Source organism: Turicibacter sp. (assembly GCF_017941855.1).
In the GTDB taxonomy this organism is placed as follows: domain Bacteria; phylum Bacillota_I; class Bacilli_A; order MOL361; family Turicibacteraceae; genus Turicibacter; species Turicibacter sanguinis.
This window is the reverse complement of sequence record NZ_JAGAVR010000014.1, coordinates 38961-58235: the sequence shown is the minus strand read 5'-3', so window position 1 is coordinate 58235 and position 19275 is coordinate 38961. Positions and strand designations below refer to the sequence as shown.

At 34.0% G+C, this 19275-nt stretch carries 19 protein-coding genes; 18 read left to right on the top strand and 1 reads right to left on the bottom strand.

From position 1 onward, the window contains the following. Positions 1-364 precede the first annotated feature (364 nt). Positions 365-1138 carry a ribonuclease HII gene (gene rnhB, locus J6D32_RS02680; RefSeq protein WP_055163659.1) on the top strand — a complete coding sequence of 258 codons (774 nt, stop codon included), beginning with the start codon at positions 365-367 and terminating at the stop codon, positions 1136-1138. A gap of 91 nt (positions 1139-1229) precedes the next feature. Continuing rightward, entirely contained in the window at positions 1230-2024 is a 795-nt protein-coding gene (locus J6D32_RS02675) for a DNA-processing protein DprA (protein ID WP_006783784.1), read from the top strand. A gap of 45 nt (positions 2025-2069) precedes the next feature. On the opposite strand, the gene J6D32_RS02670 is transcribed toward J6D32_RS02675, so the two are convergent. After that, complete coding sequence (locus tag J6D32_RS02670) at positions 2070-2834, bottom strand: polysaccharide deacetylase family protein (RefSeq protein WP_009606632.1); 765 nt, start codon at positions 2832-2834, stop codon at positions 2070-2072. A gap of 347 nt (positions 2835-3181) precedes the next feature. On the opposite strand from J6D32_RS02670, the gene topA reads away from it, so the two are divergent. From topA to J6D32_RS02590, 16 genes are all read left to right on the top strand, one after another. After that, the gene (gene topA, locus J6D32_RS02665) at positions 3182-5245 is read left to right on the top strand and encodes a type I DNA topoisomerase (protein ID WP_055163662.1); all 2064 of its coding nucleotides are present in this window, start codon (positions 3182-3184) and stop codon (positions 5243-5245) included. 260 nt (positions 5246-5505) lie between these two features. Beyond that, on the top strand, positions 5506-5769 hold the full coding sequence (locus tag J6D32_RS02660; RefSeq protein ID WP_006783781.1) for a hypothetical protein: 264 nt from the start codon (positions 5506-5508) through the stop codon (positions 5767-5769). Further along, a complete protein-coding gene (trmFO, locus tag J6D32_RS02655) occupies positions 5766-7064 on the top strand; it encodes an FADH(2)-oxidizing methylenetetrahydrofolate--tRNA-(uracil(54)-C(5))-methyltransferase TrmFO (protein WP_006783780.1) in 1299 nt (432 codons plus the stop codon). The genes J6D32_RS02660 and trmFO overlap by 4 nt, the downstream gene beginning before the upstream one ends. A gap of 24 nt (positions 7065-7088) precedes the next feature. Then, positions 7089-8753: a hypothetical protein gene (locus J6D32_RS02650; protein ID WP_006783779.1), complete on the top strand. Its 1665-nt coding sequence runs from the start codon at positions 7089-7091 to the stop codon at positions 8751-8753. Positions 8754-8804: 51 nt separating this feature from the next. After that, the gene (gene xerC / locus J6D32_RS02645; protein ID WP_006783778.1) at positions 8805-9710 is read left to right on the top strand and encodes a tyrosine recombinase XerC; all 906 of its coding nucleotides are present in this window, start codon (positions 8805-8807) and stop codon (positions 9708-9710) included. An 81-nt stretch (positions 9711-9791) separates the two neighbouring features. Then, entirely contained in the window at positions 9792-10241 is a 450-nt protein-coding gene (locus J6D32_RS02640) for an NfeD family protein (protein WP_229040029.1), read from the top strand. 22 nt (positions 10242-10263) lie between these two features. Next, positions 10264-11193, top strand: a complete 930-nt coding sequence (locus J6D32_RS02635) for an SPFH domain-containing protein (RefSeq protein WP_006783776.1) — start codon at positions 10264-10266, stop codon at positions 11191-11193. A gap of 212 nt (positions 11194-11405) precedes the next feature. Continuing rightward, positions 11406-13490, top strand: coding sequence for a class 1b ribonucleoside-diphosphate reductase subunit alpha (gene nrdE / locus J6D32_RS02630; RefSeq protein ID WP_006783775.1), 2085 nt, complete (start codon positions 11406-11408; stop codon positions 13488-13490). Between the two features lie 30 nt (positions 13491-13520). After that, entirely contained in the window at positions 13521-14486 is a 966-nt protein-coding gene (nrdF, locus tag J6D32_RS02625; RefSeq protein WP_006783774.1) for a class 1b ribonucleoside-diphosphate reductase subunit beta, read from the top strand. A gap of 281 nt (positions 14487-14767) precedes the next feature. Then, the gene (locus J6D32_RS02620; RefSeq protein ID WP_009606630.1) at positions 14768-15166 is read left to right on the top strand and encodes a hypothetical protein; all 399 of its coding nucleotides are present in this window, start codon (positions 14768-14770) and stop codon (positions 15164-15166) included. 613 nt (positions 15167-15779) lie between these two features. Further along, on the top strand, positions 15780-16652 hold the full coding sequence (gene tsf / locus J6D32_RS02615) for a translation elongation factor Ts (RefSeq protein WP_006783773.1): 873 nt from the start codon (positions 15780-15782) through the stop codon (positions 16650-16652). Between the two features lie 52 nt (positions 16653-16704). Next, on the top strand, positions 16705-17445 hold the full coding sequence (gene pyrH / locus J6D32_RS02610) for a UMP kinase (RefSeq protein WP_006783772.1): 741 nt from the start codon (positions 16705-16707) through the stop codon (positions 17443-17445). A gap of 2 nt (positions 17446-17447) precedes the next feature. Then, on the top strand, positions 17448-18005 hold the full coding sequence (frr, locus tag J6D32_RS02605) for a ribosome recycling factor (RefSeq protein WP_006783771.1): 558 nt from the start codon (positions 17448-17450) through the stop codon (positions 18003-18005). Positions 18006-18172: 167 nt separating this feature from the next. Further along, entirely contained in the window at positions 18173-18649 is a 477-nt protein-coding gene (locus J6D32_RS02600) for a GNAT family N-acetyltransferase (protein ID WP_006783770.1), read from the top strand. A gap of 62 nt (positions 18650-18711) precedes the next feature. After that, a complete protein-coding gene (locus tag J6D32_RS02595) occupies positions 18712-18891 on the top strand; it encodes a hypothetical protein (protein ID WP_006783769.1) in 180 nt (59 codons plus the stop codon). A 42-nt stretch (positions 18892-18933) separates the two neighbouring features. Beyond that, complete coding sequence (locus J6D32_RS02590) at positions 18934-19098, top strand: hypothetical protein (RefSeq protein ID WP_162036064.1); 165 nt, start codon at positions 18934-18936, stop codon at positions 19096-19098. Positions 19099-19275: the final 177 nt, after the last annotated feature.

The window sequence follows — 19275 nt, the reverse complement described above, 5'->3', positions numbered from 1 at the left end:
TTCGGACTTGGGAAGCTTTTATTTGAATTAAAGTGTGCTTTATTTGTAACAAGGCTTCAGGATGAAGTCTAATTTTAAAAATACTTCTGTCTAGATAGAAAGAGAATGAGTTCTAAGATTAGGAATTCATTCTCTTTTTATTTGATTTGAGAAAAAAGAAGAATTTTGTCTATAAATGAGAAACAAATTTAAAATGATGTAGAAATTGGATAAAAATGATGTTAAAATTAAAAAAGTTTGAAAATGGAAGATAGAGGTTTAAAATTAGAAATTTAGGCACTTTTACTGACAATGTTGACTATTTTACAAAACGTTGGTAGAATGAATAAGTTATCGCTTTTTAATTGGAAAGGTGAGCTGCACAATGAGTGAAAAGTACACGGTAGAGGAAATAAAAAGAATCTTACAACAAGATGTTGTTGATGAAGTATTTATAGATGAATTAAAACAAGATGGACGTACGAGCGTTCAAAAACTACTAAAACAGTATGAAAATAAGATTCAAAAAGAATATGATGAGTTTCAAAAATTTATTACGATGTCAATTTATGAAAATGAATTGCGTTACAGTGGAATCGAATTAATTGCCGGAGTCGATGAGGTTGGACGTGGACCGTTAGCGGGACCGGTTATTGCGGCAGCTGTTATCTTACCTGCAGATTGTTGGTTGTTTGGAATTGATGATTCTAAGAAATTATCAGAGCCTAAACGACTATATTTTTATGAGCAAATCAAAAAGAATGCGATTAGTATTGGGATTGGAATTTGTACGAGTGAAGAAATTGATCAATATAATATCTATGAGGCAACTAAAATTGCAATGGAACGAGCCGTTTCAAAATTAAATCCTAAACCTCAACATTTATTACTAGATGCTATGAGTCTACCGAGATTAGATATTCCTCAAACATCAATTATTAAAGGTGATTCTAAAAGTGTTTCGATAGCAGCAGCCAGTATTATTGCCAAAGTAACACGTGATGCCTATATGAAGAAGTTAGGTTCAGCTTATCCGCAATATGGGTTTGAACGCCACGTTGGATATGGGACAAAAGAACATTTACTAGCTATCGAGCAACATGGAATTATTTCTGAACATCGTAAGTCATTTGAACCAATTCGTTCAAAATTTAATTAGATTAAGAGAGCTTTTAATTATATAAGCTCTTTTTTTTATCTTTTCAGAAGGAAAATAGACAAGTAAAGCGTATATCACAGTAGGTGATGATATGACAATGCGAAATCGATTAATAAAGTTAAGTATTCTGAAGCGTGGAAATTGGTTTTTAATGTATGAGGCATTAAGACAAGATCCTAAATTAACACAGTTTTCTATTGAACCATCAGCTGAATCCTTATTTGATGACATTCAAACTAGAATTGTCACGATTGTTGATGAGGAATATCCCAGTTATTTTAAACAAATGGAAATGCCACCCTTTGTCTTGTATTATCAAGGAGACCTTAACTTACTTAAAGAGAAAAAAATTGGAATTATGGGAACGAATCGGCCTTCAACTTATGGAATGAAATCATGCCAGACCTTAGTTGCTCAATTAATTAACCAAAACATCGTGATAGTTGGGGGCTTGGATTTAGGGATTGATGCGATTGCACATCATGTCTCTTCTAAAAATGGAAAAAGTATTGCCGTGTTAGCGTCTGGATTTTCAAGAATTTATCCGTCGGAAAATTATCAACTTTATCAATTAATGGCAAAGGGACATTTAGTTATCAGTGAGTTTCCCCCGCATATTCCGATAGGGCGACAACATTTTTACCTGAGAAATCGAATTATTACAGCTTTGAGTGATATTTTAATGATTATTGAAGCAACTAAAGAAGGAAGAATGACGCATGTAGCCAAACAGGCTTTATACGATGGAAAAATTATTTATGCTTTACCAGGAGAATATAATTCTATCTATTCAGAAGGGAGTTTAGAATTAATTAAAGAAGGAGCGAATTGTTTAACTGATTATAAAGAGATATTAGATGAATTAAAGATGATTTATCCGTTATAGAGGAAAGAAAAAAGGTGAGACTAACAGCTGTTAGCCTCACCTTTTTTAATAGTTATCATTTAGATGGAAATTATAAGGAAAGTGCTCGTCTTGATTATAGGCTTTGAAGAGATAGCCTTGTTCTTTATAGTGGGAAATAATCAGAGGTAATACTTCTAGAGTAATCGGAAGCTCGTGTTCAAGTAATATCTCTCTTTCCCCCGCAGGAAACTCATTTAAAAAGGTCATAATCGATTCGACGGTTGTTTCTTCACGCCAATCATTGGTATCGATTGACCAGTCCCAAATTTTGAATCCGGCTTCTCCAACGTTATTAAAAATAACATCAGGCATAAAAGAGCTTCCATAAGGGGGGCGAATAATAACAGTTTTATAACCAATTAAGGGTTCAAGATAAGATTGGAGTTCTAAAGACTCTTCAAGTAGTTTATAAGGTTCTGCTTCGTTATAAATCACATCACGATTGTGAGAGATTGAATGTAGGCCAATCGTATGACCATGCTTGGCAGCATAACGAACCGAATCTTCTTTTCCATCGACATTTTTTCCAATAAAAAAGAAGGTTGCAGGAACTTGGTGTTCATCTAAAATATCGACAATTTTTTTAGTGTACTCACTTGGACCATCATCAAATGTTAAATACATGACCTTTTGATTAGCTAAATGTTCTTCTTCAATGGCTTCAGGTTGTATCTCAACGTCTGAATTATGCTGTAAGATCTGATGATCTTTGAAAATGAAGGTCACTACCACTCCGATAGCGAGTCCAAGCGTGATGATTGAAAATATCATTTTTTTAAAGTTATTCATGATTTATCCTCCCGGTTTTTATCATAATTTATTGAAAGATTATAACATAAATCCAAATATAGTAAAAATATTTTGGAGGATTTAGGGGAAAAAAGAAGAGAATCGGTAAAGGTAGGACGATAATATTGTTAAATTATAGTTTAAATATTGACAAGCTTGATATAAACCAGTAATATTTTTTGTGTTTTATTTTGATTCATATCACACCGATGAGTTGACACCAAGAGAACAAATAGTTTGATACGTTATAATTGATGGGTTAAATGAAGAAAATAAGTCATTGCATCATGACTGATTGATGAATGGATACATAAATTGATTGATTTTTGATAGAAAAGGTGATAAAGATGGGGAAAAATCTGGTTATTGTAGAGTCTCCTGCAAAAGCTAAGACGATAGAAAACTATTTAGGAAAGGATTATACGGTTCTTTCAAGTGTTGGACATATTCGTGACTTAGCCACAACAGGCCCTGGTGGTTTAGGGGTTGATGTAGAAGACCAATTTAAACCGAATTATAAAAATGTGACTGGAAAGTCTAAAGTGATTAAAGAGTTAAAACAAGCGGCTAAAAATTCAGATGCTGTTTATCTTGCAACTGACCCCGACCGTGAAGGGGAAGCGATTAGTTGGCATTTAGCAGATGTATTAGGATTAGATGTTTCGTTAAATCGTCGCGTTGTTTTTAATGAAATTACCAAAGATGCTATTTTAGAAGCTTTTAAACATCCACGTGCTATTGATATGGATTTAGTTCGTTCACAAGAGAGTCGCCGTATTTTAGACCGTATCATCGGATTTAAATTAAGTAAATTACTTCAAAGTAAAATCAAAAGTAAAAGTGCCGGACGTGTGCAATCAGTTGCTTTAAAATTAATTGTTGAGCGTGAAAAAGAAATTCAAAAATTTATTAGTGAAGAATATTGGTCTGTCCATGCAATGTTTGGTCGTGAACAAGCTAAAATTGAAGCTGAACTGATGAAAAAAGCCAATAAGAAATTGACGATTCACAATGAAGATGAGGTTAAACAAATTCTTTCAGAATTAAGTGATCCTTATGTGGTCGAAAAGGTTGAAAAGAAAAATAAATTAAAACAACCTAAATTACCATTTATCACCTCTACTCTTCAACAAGAGGCTGCTAGTAAATTAGGATTTAATGCTAAAAAGACCATGACCATTGCTCAGAAGTTATATGAAGGGGTAGATGTTGGTTCAGAAACTGTCGGGTTAATTACGTATATGCGTACGGATTCTACTCGTTTAGCAGACAACTTTGTCGATGCGGCTAAAGCGTATATTAAAGAGGCGTATGGTTCGAATTATGTTAAAACAGGAGCAACGGCAGCTAAAAAAGTAAAAAATGCACAGGAAGCTCATGAGGCAATTCGTCCATCATCGGTGACTAGAACACCTGATGAGATGAAACCTTATTTGAAACGAGATGAACTACGTTTATATAAATTAATTTGGGAACGTGCAGTCGCAAGTTTGATGAAGAGTGCCACAGTTGAAGCAACAACGATTGAAGTGAAATCAAATGATTATTTATTCCGTGTAAATGGTCAAGTCTTAGTTTTTGATGGGTACTTACGTGTATACAGCTATGAAGAAACTAAAAATGCGGCGCTTCCTCGTTTAAGTGAAGGAGATGTTTTATCGTTACTTGATGTTGAACCACAACAACACTTTACACAACCACCGGCTCGTTACTCTGAAGCTAAATTAATTAAAGAAATGGAAGAGTTAGGAATTGGTCGTCCTTCTACTTATGCTCAAACGATGGAAACACTGAAGAATCGTGGGTACGTGGCCATTGAAGATAAGAAATTTAAACCAACGGATCAAGGAATTTTAACGAGTGATAAATTAGCAGAGTTCTTCTCTGAATTCATTAATGTTGAGTATACAGCAGGAATGGAGCAAAATCTTGATGAAATTGCAAAAGGTCAGAAGGTTTGGTATGACGAATTAAAAGTGTTTTATGATCATTTCATGCCAATGCTTGAGGATGCGCAAAAGAATATGGAAAAGATTGCACCGGTGGAGATTGGTGAGCCTTGTCCAGAATGTGGCGCACCACTTGTGATTCGTCGAGGTCGATATGGTGAATTTGTGGCGTGTAGTGCTTATCCGACGTGTAAGTATATTAAAAAAGAACAAAAAGAAGAGACAGCACCTGTTTCAATTGGGGTTAAGTGTCCAAAATGTGAAACAGGAGAAGTTGTCGAAAAGAAAACAAGACGTGGAAAGGTCTTTTATGGATGTAACCAATATCCATCGTGTGATTTCGCGCTTTGGCATAAACCGATTGGAAAAACTTGTCCGAAATGTCAGGAACAATTAGTAGTTAAAGGGAAGAAAAACGAAGTTCAGTGCTCAAACAAAGAGTGTGACTACAAAGAAAAATAGAAAAAACTCATTGGTGCGTCTCAAGCATCAATGAGTTTTTATTTAACTCAGACTGTCTCTATATAGAAAAATTACCCATCATCAAACTTAGGACTTAGATTTATTTGATAGGAAGGTGTAACGATAGAATCACTAAAAGTTTTGAACGACAGAAAACTATTAGTAGTTCTAATATATTGTCAGAATGTGTTATAATGGAGCAAATAGCCAATGGTGATTTTCATCTATGCTATAGTTGGAATAAATATAGAGGAGTAAAGATGTCTGAACTATTATTTATGTTGATGATTATTCTCAAAGAAGGAATGGAATTGTTGGCGTTAAAAAGAAATCATCTAAAAGTAAAATCGATTCGAGTGATGTTGGTGATGACTTGTTGTCTGATTTTGCATTTAATGTGGCGAGGAATTTTATCAGAGTGGCCAGTGCTTTTGCAAATGTTATTAGCAGGAAGCCTGATTTGTGATATAATCATCATTTGTAGCAATAAATTAGTTAGCAACTTAGGAGGCAATATAAAATGAAATATGTAAATGTTATTGGAGCAGGTTTAGCTGGATCTGAAGCAGCATATCAGCTAGCTAAACGTGGAATTCAAGTTAAATTATACGAAATGCGACCAGTTAAAAATACACCGGCTCATCATACGCAAAATTTTGCAGAGTTAGTTTGTTCAAATTCTTTACGTGCTGATGGATTAGCGAATGCTGTTGGAGTTTTAAAAGAAGAAATGCGTATTTTAGACTCATTAATTATGACAGCTGCAGATATGCATAAAGTTCCAGCAGGTGGGGCCCTAGCTGTAGACCGCGAAGGATTTTCAGGCTATATTACAGAGTTTTTATCAAATCATCCAAATGTTGAAGTGATTCGTGAAGAGTTAACAGAGCTTCCAGAAGGACCGACTATTGTGGCAACAGGTCCTTTAACGAGTGATGCTTTAAGTGAGACAATTCGTGAAATGACGGGGCAAGGATCATTTTATTTCTATGATGCGGCAGCACCTATTATTGAAAAAGATTCAATTAATTTTGATAAAGTTTATTTAAAATCACGTTATGACAAAGGAGAAGCAGCTTATTTGAATTGTCCAATGTCAGAGGAAGAATTTAATGCTTGGCATGAAGCTTTAATCACAGCTGAGGTCGTTCCAGCTAAGGAATTTGAAAAAGAAGTCTTCTTTGAAGGATGTATGCCGATTGAAGTCATGGCTAAACGTGGTCGTCAAACTGTTTTATTTGGTCCGATGAAACCAGTTGGTCTTGAAGATCCGAAAACAGGCCAAACACCATATGCTGTTGTTCAATTACGACAAGATAATGCAGCGGGAACGTTATATAACTTAGTTGGATTCCAAACCCATTTAAAATGGGGAGAACAAAAACGAATTGTTCAAATGATTCCAGGGCTTGAAAATGCTGAAATTGTCCGTTATGGTGTCATGCATCGTAATTCATTTATTAATTCACCTGTGTTATTAAATGCAACCTATCAATTTAAAGCAAGAGAAGATTTATTCTTTGCTGGACAATTAACAGGAGTTGAAGGATATGTTGAATCAGCGGCATCAGGAATGGTAGCCGGAATTAATATGGCGAAGTATATTTTAGGGGAAGCGTTAATTGAGTTCCCACGTGAAACAGCTATGGGATCAATGGCTTATTATATTACTCATACCTCACAAGATGGATTCCAACCGATGAATGCAAACTTTGGTCTATTCTTAGATTTACCAGGACGTGTGAAAAAGAAAGAGAAAAAAGCATTATATGCTGCACGTGCGATTGAAAAAATTAAAGAATGTGCTGAGTTAATCTAAAGATATTGAGGGTGAATAGGGGAAATGAGAAAGGTTATTGCTTTATGGGGGCTTCTCTTTATTTTAACGGGATGTGTGGGACGAGGAAATGAAATTTTACAACCGAGTGATATCCTACAACAAAGTTCTAACGAACAAGAATTGAGTCACCCTTTAGGGGCGTCCCAATTAACAAGTCAACATTCTGAAGAGGGACTTTTTTTGCAAACAGTTGAGAATGATTTATTTTATCTCGATCCAACGTTAGTACAATATAAGTTATCGGATCAAGTTAGTTATTTTGATTTTGATAAAGCAACGAACACGATTAAAATTCAAAAGAAGGATAATCGATGGATTGTTTGGTTTTTAGAAAATAAAAAACCGCAATTTGTTCCAGCTGCGAGCGATTTGAAAATCCTAGGTGAGAGTCATCAAATTGTTTATAGTGGATTAGAAAATCAAAATTTATATTTACTTGAAGATGAAGAGTCAAATATCTTATTTGAAGGAACGGTTAAACTATTTGATACGACTTTGAATGGTCAACTCATTATTGTACAGGATGATCAAGATACCTTAAGAGTTATTAATCACGATGGAAAAATTATTTATGAACAACCATCTGTGATGGCTTATCGTTTCGAAAAAGCTAATCAGAGCATGATGATTTGGGCAAAAAATCAAGGGATTGTTGTGAAACTAGCTGATGACCGTGCCATGACCTATAAAGTGATTGATGAGGTAACAGACTGGCTAATGTTTCCAACTTATAGTAAAAATTTCGAAACTATGGTCTATTTTTCAGAGTTAAATCTTGAAAGTGGAATGGGGACGATGACGGTGATGTCTTCGCTTAATCCTGACCCGATCCATCTTGCCAATGTCATCAATTATTCGATCATGACTCAAGGAACATACGTTTATTATTTAACAGATAAAAGTGAATTGTATGGATTAGATGTTGAATCTTCTGACGTTACTTTTTTAGGGTCTAATGTGGGACAAATAAATATTGACACTGAATTAGATTGCGCGACATATAAAAGTAATGATGACTTATACTTAATTGATCGAAATCATCAAGTACAAGTCGTAGCACAGGATGTTTATCAATATGATTATAATGGGACGCATGTTGCTTATATGAATTCAATTAATGACTTATATTTAGAATATAAAGGCTTAACAACAAAAATTGATGAATCTGTTTCAGGGTTTGCTCTAGGTAATCAAGGTGTCTACTATCATAAAAAAGGGCAGATTTACTATAAACCCTTTGAAGGGGTAAAAGAAGTGATAGTTGATCAAAGTGGACACTATAAAAATATCTTCTTTCATAACACTCAATTGTATCAAAAGGAAGTGGAGTTAACAGCTATTACCGGGTATTGGATGGTTGAGGTTGATGAAATTCCGATAATTTATTATTTTGATTCTGAAGGTCACATCGAGATGATGAAACAAGAAGAGGGGCAGTGGAGTTATCTAAGAGGACAGTATGAGGTTTTATATTCCGCTGGAACCGTGATGAACCTTTATGTGAGGTATTTGAATGGCTTAGAAAGTTATCTGACTCTCTCCCTATTAGATTCTAATACGTTGCAAATTGCAGAAAATGATCAAATAAATGATGTCGTGGCGGTGACTGAAAAAGAAGCAATGTCACTTATTTCAAAATTAGAACCATTACCAACGGAAACAGAGTGAAGCAGTTCCCATGTAGGGGACTGTTTTCTTTATCTGAACAGGAGGGATCCTATGAATGAATGGATTTTGAAATATATGGATTATTTAAAGTACGAGAAGCGTTATTCTGAGCATACCTTATTAAATTATGAGCGAGATGTAAAAGAGTGGTTTAGTTTTTGTCAACGAGAAGGAATTAACGAGTTTGAATTTGATTATTCCGATGTGAGAAGTTATTTGAATGATTGTTATACGCACCAATTATCAAGAAGCACGATGAGTCGTAAATTATCATCATTGCGTTCCTATTATCAATTTTTATTAAAAGAAAAACAGGTTAAACAAAATCCATTTTTAATTATGAAAGGCCCTAAAAAAGCAGAAACGTTGCCTCAGTTTTTATATGAAGAAGAATTACAAGCCCTTTTTGATAGTATTGATCAAACTTCAATTCTTGGATGTCGTAATTATGCTTTGTTAGAATTATTATATGGAACGGGAATTCGAGTTTCTGAGTGTTGTCAGATGAAGCAATCCCAATTAAATGTTGAGCTTGGAACGGTTTTAATTCATGGTAAAGGTGGGAAAGATCGTTATGTTCCAATTGGCGAGTTTGCAGTTGAAGCAATCGAGGCGTATTTACAAAGAAGCCGCCCTCAATTATTAAAGAAATCTAACCTAGAAACCGATGTATTATTTTTAAATCACCTTGGAACTCCTTTAACAGAAAGAGGTGTTCGTGATATTTTGAGTCGAATGACCAATCAAACCGCGAAACATATTAAGGTGGCTCCTCATATGATACGTCATACGTTTGCGACGCATTTGTTAAACAATGGGGCTGATTTACGCTCGGTTCAAGAATTATTAGGCCATGAAAATTTATCGAGTACGCAAATTTATACGCATGTTTCAAAAGAACATTTACGACAAGCCTATGCATTGGCTCATCCCCGTGCGAGAAAAGATAGGAAATAAAATAAAATAATTGGGAATAAGTGTTAAACCTTAAGTAAGTTTGATATAATGAAAAGGTATATGAAGAATGGAGTGAGGCGGATGTTGATCTTAGCTAGTTCAGTGTTAGGAATGTCTTGTACATGGCTTTGGTTAATTGTTGCAATTGTATTTGGGGTAGTTGAAGCGATGACGCTAGGGATTATTTCAATTTGGTTTGCAATTGGAGCATTAATCGCGATGTTGTTTGCCTTTGTCATCGATTCTTTCTTTATTCAATTAATAATTTTCTTGTGTGTGTCTTTAATTTTAGTTTCAACCACACGTAAAGTAGCAGTTGAAAAGCTTAAAATTGGACAACATAAAACAAATGTAGAAGAGTTAATTGGAAAAGAAGCGATTGTTGTCAAAACAATCTTACCTCATGAAGCAGGTGAAGTAAAACTTGAGGGGAAAGTTTGGCGTACAGTATCTGATTCAAAACAAACGTATGAAGTAAATGAGATTGTAACAGTTTTACGAATTGAAGGCGTTACGGTTATTGTAAAATAAAAAAGCGATAGGAGATGGATTTATGTGGATTTTTGTAGTTTTGATTTTTATTGTCATTATTTTAATTGCATCGAATATTAAAGTAGTACCCCAAGCGAATGCGTATGTTATCGAGCGATTTGGAGCTTATGCTGCCACTTGGAATGTTGGTTTACATGTTAAAATTCCAATTATGGATCGTGTCGCGAATAAAGTCTTATTAAAAGAACAAGTTATTGATTTTAGACCACAGCCTGTCATTACAAAAGATAATGTAACGATGCAAATTGATACCGTTGTCTTTTTCCAAATTACGGATCCTAAATTATTTACTTATGGGGTTAGTAATCCATTTGCAGCAATCGAAAATTTAACAGCAACAACTTTACGTAATATTATTGGGGAGTTAGAATTAGATGAAACATTAACATCACGTGACATTATTAATACGCGTATGCGTTCTGTTTTAGATGAAGCAACGGACCCATGGGGAATTAAAATTAATCGTGTCGAAGTTAAAAATATTGTTCCTCCACAAGATATTCAGGCTGCGATGGAAAAACAAATGCGTGCAGAACGTGAACGTCGTGAAAAAATCTTGCAAGCAGAAGGAGAAAAAACATCTAATATTTTACGTGCAGAAGGGTTGAAAGAGTCTCAAATTCTTGAAGCAGAGGCGCGTAAACAGGCGATGATTTTATCAGCTGAAGCAGATAAGGAAGCACAAATTAGACGTGCTGAAGGGGAAGCAGAGGCGATTCTTAAAGTCCAAGAAGCCACAGCTGAAGGACTTCGTATGTTAAATGCATCTTGTCCAACAAAAGAAGTATTAACGATTAAATCATTTGAAGCATTAGCACAAGTTGCAGATGGAAAAGCAACGAAATTAATTATTCCATCAGAAATTCAAAATGTCAGTGGTTTAATTGCGTCTTTAGCAGAAACAACAAATTTAGTTAAAGAGGAAGACTAATATTCATGAAACGTATAGGGAATGGCTCCTTATACGTTTTTTATTTTTATCGGATGAGGTTTAACTGAAAGTTAAATACTAAATAAGGACAGCAATGATAAAAATTCGACGCATATGATTAGGAAAAAAACGTCGAGCGTGCTATGATGGAAAAGCACTTCTTTTTAAAAGAGAAATAGTTGCAACTTTTAAGAAAATCAAAGGGTGAAAATATGGAAAAAGAATACATACAACTAAATAATGAACTGATGCAAAAACAAAACGATTTTTATCAATTAGAAAAAGATCACTTAGCCGTGGAGGCTTTTTTAATTGAGGTGAAGTCGAAAATGAAGACCTTTACGTCGGAGAAAGAACGTTATGAATGGCTGATTGAGCATCATTATTATGAAAACTTTTTTAAGTGGTATCACATTGAAGAGATTGTCATGATTAAAGAAAAAGTTTTTTCTTATCAGTTTAAGTTCCAGTCTTTTATGGCAGTATCAAAGTTTTATAAAGATTACGCTCTAAAAACAAATGATCATCAATATTATTTAGAATATTATGAGGACCGTATCGTTGCAGTTGCCTTATATTTAGCACAAGGTGATGTGAATAAAGCATTCGAATTTGCAATTGCGATGATTGAACAACGCTATCAACCAGCGACACCGACATTTTTAAATGCAGGAAAAGCACGACGTGGTGAAATGGTGTCATGTTTTTTACTTGAAATGGATGATTCCTTAAACTCGATTACTTATAATTTAAATACCTCGATGCAACTTTCTAAAATTGGGGGCGGTGTTGCCTTAAATTTATCGAAATTACGTGCTCGAAATGAGTCAATCAAAGAAATTGAGAATGCGGCTAGTGGGGTATTGCCTGTGATGAAGCTACTTGAAGATTCATTTAGTTATGTTAATCAGTTAGGGCAACGACCAGGGGCTGGAGCAGCTTATTTGAATGTCTTCCACTGGGATGTTGAGGAATTTTTAGATACTAAAAAAATTAATGCGGATGAAAAAAGTCGTATTCAGACATTATCAATCGGCTTAATTGTTCCGAGTAAATTTATTAATCTAGCGAAAGAAAATCAACCGATGTATGTTTTTGCCCCACATACGGTGTTTTTAGCGACTGGAAAGCATTTAGATGATTTAAATTTAGATGAGGTGTATGATGAATTAGTTCAAAATCCGGCAATCAAAAAACGTCAATTGGATCCAAGGAAATTATTGACGCATATTGCAAAAATGCAATTTGAATCTGGGTACCCATACATCGTCTTTAAGTCAAATGCGAATGCTGCCCATCCTTTAAAGGAAATTGGACAAATTAAGATGTCAAATTTATGTACAGAAATTTTCCAATTACAAGAAACTTCAACCATAACAGACTATGGGGAAGAAGATCAAATTCGACGTGATATTAGTTGTAATTTAGGATCTTTAAATATTGTGAATGTCATGGAAAGACGAGCGCTCAAAGAAAGTGTTTATGCTGGGATGGATGCTTTAACAGCGGTTTCGAGCTTGTCTCAGATTAAAAATGCGCCAGGCATTCAAAAAGCAAATGAAGAATTAAATGCTGTAGGTCTTGGAAGCATGAATTTACATGGATACTTCGCCAAAAATAAAATTGCCTACGAAAGTGAATTAGCAAAGGAATTTGTTCGTACTTATTTCATGATGGTCAATTATTATTCAATTGAGCGTAGCATGCAAATTGCAATGGAAAAAGGTCGCTCATTTATTGGATTTGAAAAATCCGATTATGCAAGCGGTGAGTATTTTAAGTTATATTTAACAGAGGATTTTACGCCTAAATCTGATCGTGTGAAGGAGCTATTTCACGAGATGGTCATTCCAACTAAAAATGATTGGGCTCACTTAGCTAAAAGTGTCAAAGAAAACGGAATGTATCATGCTTACCGTCTGGCAATTGCCCCAACTCAAAGTATCGGGTACATTCAAAATGCAACGGCAAGTATTTTACCTGTGGTGGATTTAGTGGAACGTCGAACTTATGGAAATGCGACAACGTATTATCCAATGCCTTATTTAGCAGAGGATAATATGTTCTTCTATAAATCAGCCTACCGTATGGATATGATGAAGGTTTTAGAATTAATAGCTCAGGTACAACCTCATATTGATCAAGGGATTAGTACGACACTTTATGTTGATAGTCATACCAGTACACGAGAATTAGTGAGATATTATTTATATGCCCATCATCTTGGGTTAAAGAGTTTATACTACACGCGTACCAAAAATCTATCATTTGAAGAATGTACGACTTGTTCTGTTTAATTCAAATTTAGTTAGTAAAGGACGATTATAATGAAGAAAATATATCAAGCGGTCAACTGGAATGCGCCAGATTATCAATTTTATGATGATTTATATTTAAAACAAACGGAACAATTTTGGCTACCAGAAGAAATTCCGGTTTCAGAAGATAAATCTATTTGGGATACATTAGATGAAAATATTAAACTGACTTACGAGCGTATTTTAGGTGGGTTAACCTTGCTTGATACAGAGCAGTCAACAGGGATTCAAAAAATTGCTGAGAAATCAGATAACTTATTTATTAAAAGTATTTTAGCTTTGTTTGCCGGTTTTGAAAGTATTCACGCTCGTTCCTATTCCACGATTTTTCAAACGCTTTGTACAACGGAGCGAATTGAAGAGTTATTTAATTGGGTCGAAGAAACGAAGCCTCTTCAAGAAAAAGTAGATCAAATTATGCGTTCATATTATGGAGTTGCGGATAAGGAATCATTATTTATGTCGATGGTCGGGTGTTTGTGTTTAGAAGGGATTTGTTTTTATAGTGGGTTTTATTTACCTTTATGGTTAGCTGGACAAGGGAAAATGGTTAATAGTGGGGAAATTATTAACTTAATTTTACGAGATGAAAAATTGCACACAGTAGGAGTCGGATTTTTTGCTCAGCAATTATTAAGTGAATTTGATGAATCGATTCAAGCTAAGTTGAAGCAACAAGCGGTTGAGATGATGCAAGAAATCTATGAAGTAGAAGTAGAGTATTCAAAGGTGTTATATGAGAACTTAGACATGATTGATGACGTTGTAAGTTATATTCAGTATAATGTGAATTACGCCTTACAATGTTTAAATTTAAACCCTTTGTTTGACATTGTTGAAAGTGACATTAATCCAATCGTTTTAAACGGAATTTCTACTGAAACGAAAAATCATGACTTTTTCTCAACGAAAGGAAATGGTTATATTAAGACCACAAAAGTAGAAATGTTAAAAGATGAAGACTTCTTATTTTAGTTCAGAGTTTCTCTGTTTTTTCTACAAAATTAGTCATTTTTATAAAATGGCTGATTTTTTTTATTAAAAAAATACTGAAAAAGCTAAAAAACGACAATTAAAACGGTTTCAATCAGGCTTTTTTTGTGCGAAAATAGATAAAAATGAAGAATAAAATTGAGGTTCGTCAAAATGATGGGAAAATATGCATAATATTGTTGATTTCAAGACGTGGATTCGATAAAATTTGATTATAAAAACGAGAGAACGATATTAATTTTGACATTAAGCGAGGTGGTAGCATGCAACAATTCTTGTTGGTTACAGTCATGATTGTCATTGCCATTATAGCTTTGGGTATGCTTATCTACTTCTTATTACCTAATAAGCGAAACGATGAGCTGGCATCCAAACAATTAAATGAAATCGAATCAAATGTGGATGCATTAGATTCTTTAGAATCGGTGACGGTGATAGATGTTAAATTTAAAGGATATAATGGAAGATTTACTTATTCAACGTTACATGATAATGTCTATAAAGATCAATATGTATTGGTTTTAACACAGGATGGAATTCGTTGTGCAAAAGTTGTATCAAATCCAAAACGTTTAAGAGTAAGTGATTTACCATTTCCACCCTTTTTACTTCAAAGTATTATTTGTGTCGCCGATGAATCTGATTTAGATTATTACAATTAATAAAAAATGAGTAAAAGGATTTGAAAATAAAAGCGAACTATGATAAATTATTTCAAGACACCTTAAAAATAGAGACGACTTAATTAAGTGAAGTCAAATAGAATCATGATTTTTTTCAATTCTAAATAAAATCTTGGGTAGGTGTTTAAAAAGAGTTATCATCTTACAAAAACGTTATAAAAAATCTAGGCAGTATTTTAAATATTTTGTCAAAAGGTTGTTATCATCTATTTCAAAAAAAGATTCGAAAATAAAAAGCTCAAAGAATCAACACGTGTTTTTAGTAATCGTATAAAGTGCAAGAACATATGAAGTCATGAAAAGAAATTATAGGAACATGAAGTAGTTAGTAGTTTGATAATGAATACCTTTACTCAAGTGAGTGAAAGGTATTTTTTTTGAGAGTCTATGGAATAAGATAAGAATTAATGCGTTAAATGAATAAGTTGAAAAAAACATCTTACAATAGTAAAGAGTTTTTTTAGATGAAATTCGTTTAAATAAAGAAGTTGTAAGTGTGCAAAGTATTGCAATATTTGTGTTTTTTTGTTATTATCAAGAGGATGCATATATAAGCTTACTCTAAATTGAGATAAAACTAGGAGGAATCATAATGGCAATTACAGCAGCTATGGTTAAAGAATTACGTGAAAAAACTAGTGCAGGTATGATGGATTGTAAAAAAGCATTAGTAGAAACAAATGGAGATATGTCAGCTGCAATCGATTGGTTACGTGAGCGCGGAATCTCTAAAGCAGCTAAAAAATCTGATCGTGTTGCAGCTGAAGGATTATGTTCAGTAGCTATCGATGGAAATACAGCAGTTATTTTCGAATTAAACTCTGAAACAGACTTCGTTGCTAAAAATGAGCAATTCTTAACTTTATTAGATAAATTAGGAAAAATCTTAGTAGCTAACAAACCAGCTTCAGTTGAAGCAGCATTAGAAATCGCTGTTGATGGAGTAACAGTTAACGAAATGTTAATCGAAGCAACTTCAACAATCGGAGAAAAAATCACTTTACGTCGTTTAACAGTTGTTGAAAAAGCAGATAATGAATTCTTCGGATCTTACTTACACATGGGTGGACGTATTGCTGCGTTAACAGTAGTTGAAGGTAAAGAAGAAGTAGCTAAAGATGCTGCAATGCATGCTGCTGCAATCAACCCTCAATACTTAACACAATCAGAAGTTCCAGCTGAAGTTGTTACTAAAGAACGTGAAATCTTAACTCAAGAAGCATTAAATGAAGGAAAACCAGCTAACATCGTTGAAAAAATGGTTGAAGGTCGTATCCGCAAATTCTTAGCAGACGTTTGTATGTTAGAACAACCATTCGTTAAAGATGGAGATTTAACAGTTGCTAAATGGGCTGCAAACAACGGATCAACTATCAAATTATTCGTTCGTTTAGAAGTTGGAGAAGGAATCGAGAAAGTGGTTACTAACTTCGCAGAAGAAGTAATGAGCCAAGTTCGCGCATAACAACTTATTTTAATTAAGGGACACATCACTGTGTCCCTTGCTTTGGATATAAATGGATGAGAAAGTGGGTGCCTTAATGACTTCGTATAAACGTGTTGTGCTAAAGCTTAGTGGAGAAGCATTAGCTGGAGGAAAAGGTTTTGGTATCGATGCTGAAACAGTACAGAAAATTGCTTTAGAAATTAAAAGTGCATATGAAACAGGTGTGGAAATCGCTATCATTGTTGGTGGTGGAAACATTTGGCGTGGTAAAACGGCGAGTGAAATGGGAATGGAGCGCTCTAGTGCAGACTATATGGGAATGTTAGCAACTGTCATGAATGCCTTAGCTCTTCAAAATGCACTTGAAGGATGTGGAGTTCAAACAAGAACACAAACCTCAATTCATATGAATCAAATTGCTGAACCATATATTCGTCGTCGTGCGATTCGTCATCTTGAAAAAGGTCGTATTGTTATTTTTGGTGGAGGAACTGGAAATCCTTATTTCTCAACTGATACAACGGCTGCCTTACGTGCAGCTGAAATCAATGCTGATGCTATTTTAATGGCTAAAAACGGTGTTGATGGAGTTTATAACGATGACCCACGTAAAAATGTTAATGCCACTAAATATGACGAACTATCATATTTAGAAGTATTAAATAAAGGTTTACAAGTCATGGACTCAACTGCAGCTTCTTTATGTATGGATAATAATATTGAATTATTAGTGTTTAATATGAATGAATCTGGGAATATTAAAAAAGCAGTTGCAGGTGAAAAAATTGGAACTATTGTAAAGGGGAGATAAAAATGCCTAAAAATGTATTAAGTAACGCAGAAGCTCGTATGAGCAAAGCAATTGATTCTTTAAAACGTGAATTTTCAGTATTACGTACTGGACGTGCTAGTGGAGCTTTATTAGATAATATTCAAGTTGATTACTATGGAATGCCTTCACCAATTAATCAAATGGCACAAGTAACAGTACCAGAACCTCGTCAATTAGTGGTAAAACCATACGACAAATCAATGTTACAAGCAATTGAACGTGCAATCAATGAAGCAAACATCGGGTTAACTCCAAACAACGATGGGGAAGTCATTCGTTTAAATGTTCCAGCTTTAACAGAAGAACGTCGTCGTGAATTAGCGAAAAAAGTTAAAGGATTTGCAGAAGATGCGAAGGTTGCAATCCGTAATGTTCGTCGTGATGCAAATGATGAATTAAAAAAATTACAAAAAAATGGTGAAATTACTGAAGATGCATTAAAAGGTTACACTGAAGATGTACAAAAATTAACAGATAAAAAAATCAAAGAAGTTGATGCAACTGCAGACGAAAAAGAAAAAGATATCATGTCAATCTAATTTTTAAGCCACTCTTTTTGGGTGGCTTTTTTATTTAATTACATAGAGACTTCTAGATGAATAATTTATCAAAAAGGCAAGGAATCTTGTCTTTTTTTTCATTTTTATAGGACATCATACGTAAGATGTAAGGTAGGTTTTTAAATACCTCAGGAGGAGGGAGAAAAATGTTTAGGTTCGCTGAGGTTGGGTATTTAACAGATGGTGAGATTGATTTGATATTAGAAAAAAAAGTACCAGCAAATTTAGAACCTTTTCATGTGCCAGCATACCACTTTAAAATAAAAAAACATTTAACATCAGTTGAAATAGGAAAAATAGATATTAGGATTGGACATAATGAAATGACGTTTTATGGAGGAAATATTGGTTATGAAATTTATCCACCCTATCAAGGGCATCATTATGCAGCAAAAGCTTGTCTAATTATAAAAAAAATTGCCTTATTACATGGAATGACATATGTTTATATTAGTTGTTTACCTGAAAATATCCCATCTAATAAAACGTGTCAGCGATTAAAAACATCATGGCTTGGTACTTATTTGATACCATTTCATAATGAGATGTATTTAGTTGGAGTCAGACAAATTAATGTTTATGAATGGATTTTAAATTCAAATGAAGGATTTCGATATGTATAAATATCGACAATTAAAGACATATTAATGGTATCATTCTAAAATATTAATGAGGAGGCAAAAATATGTCAAAAAATCATAAAAAAGGTAAACATTCACAATCGAATAATAGAAGCAAATTAACCACACGTATGGAGGTTGAATTTGGTTCTGAATTTGTAGGTGATGCTAAACGTGCTGCACAAGCAGTTGAAACACGCGTTAAAAATAATGCCTTACGATATGGATTTGGCCAAGAGGATTAGTAGCGATATAATAAATCAAAGCTTTAAAAGGCTGTGATTTATTTGAAAAAAAATCAAGATTGCTTTATTAAGTTAAAAGGGTCACTAAAGAATCAGAAAAAAGACGTCGAGATGGCTCAAGAACTAGATGCGATTACTAAACTTGAAATTTCGCGTATTAAGACAAAGGTGAGACGTAAGTGGCTGACAAATAATCACTCATCATAATTCAATCAAGATGAGATAATATTTTAGAATGATTTTCAATAAAGATAAAAGAGAATCCCCCTACGTGTCTTTAGGACAATAGGGGGATTCTTTTGATAAAGGCTTAATCTTTTGAGCATGATAATAACAAGATTAAAAATCAGATTATTTCATAAAATTAGGTTCATAATGATGCAG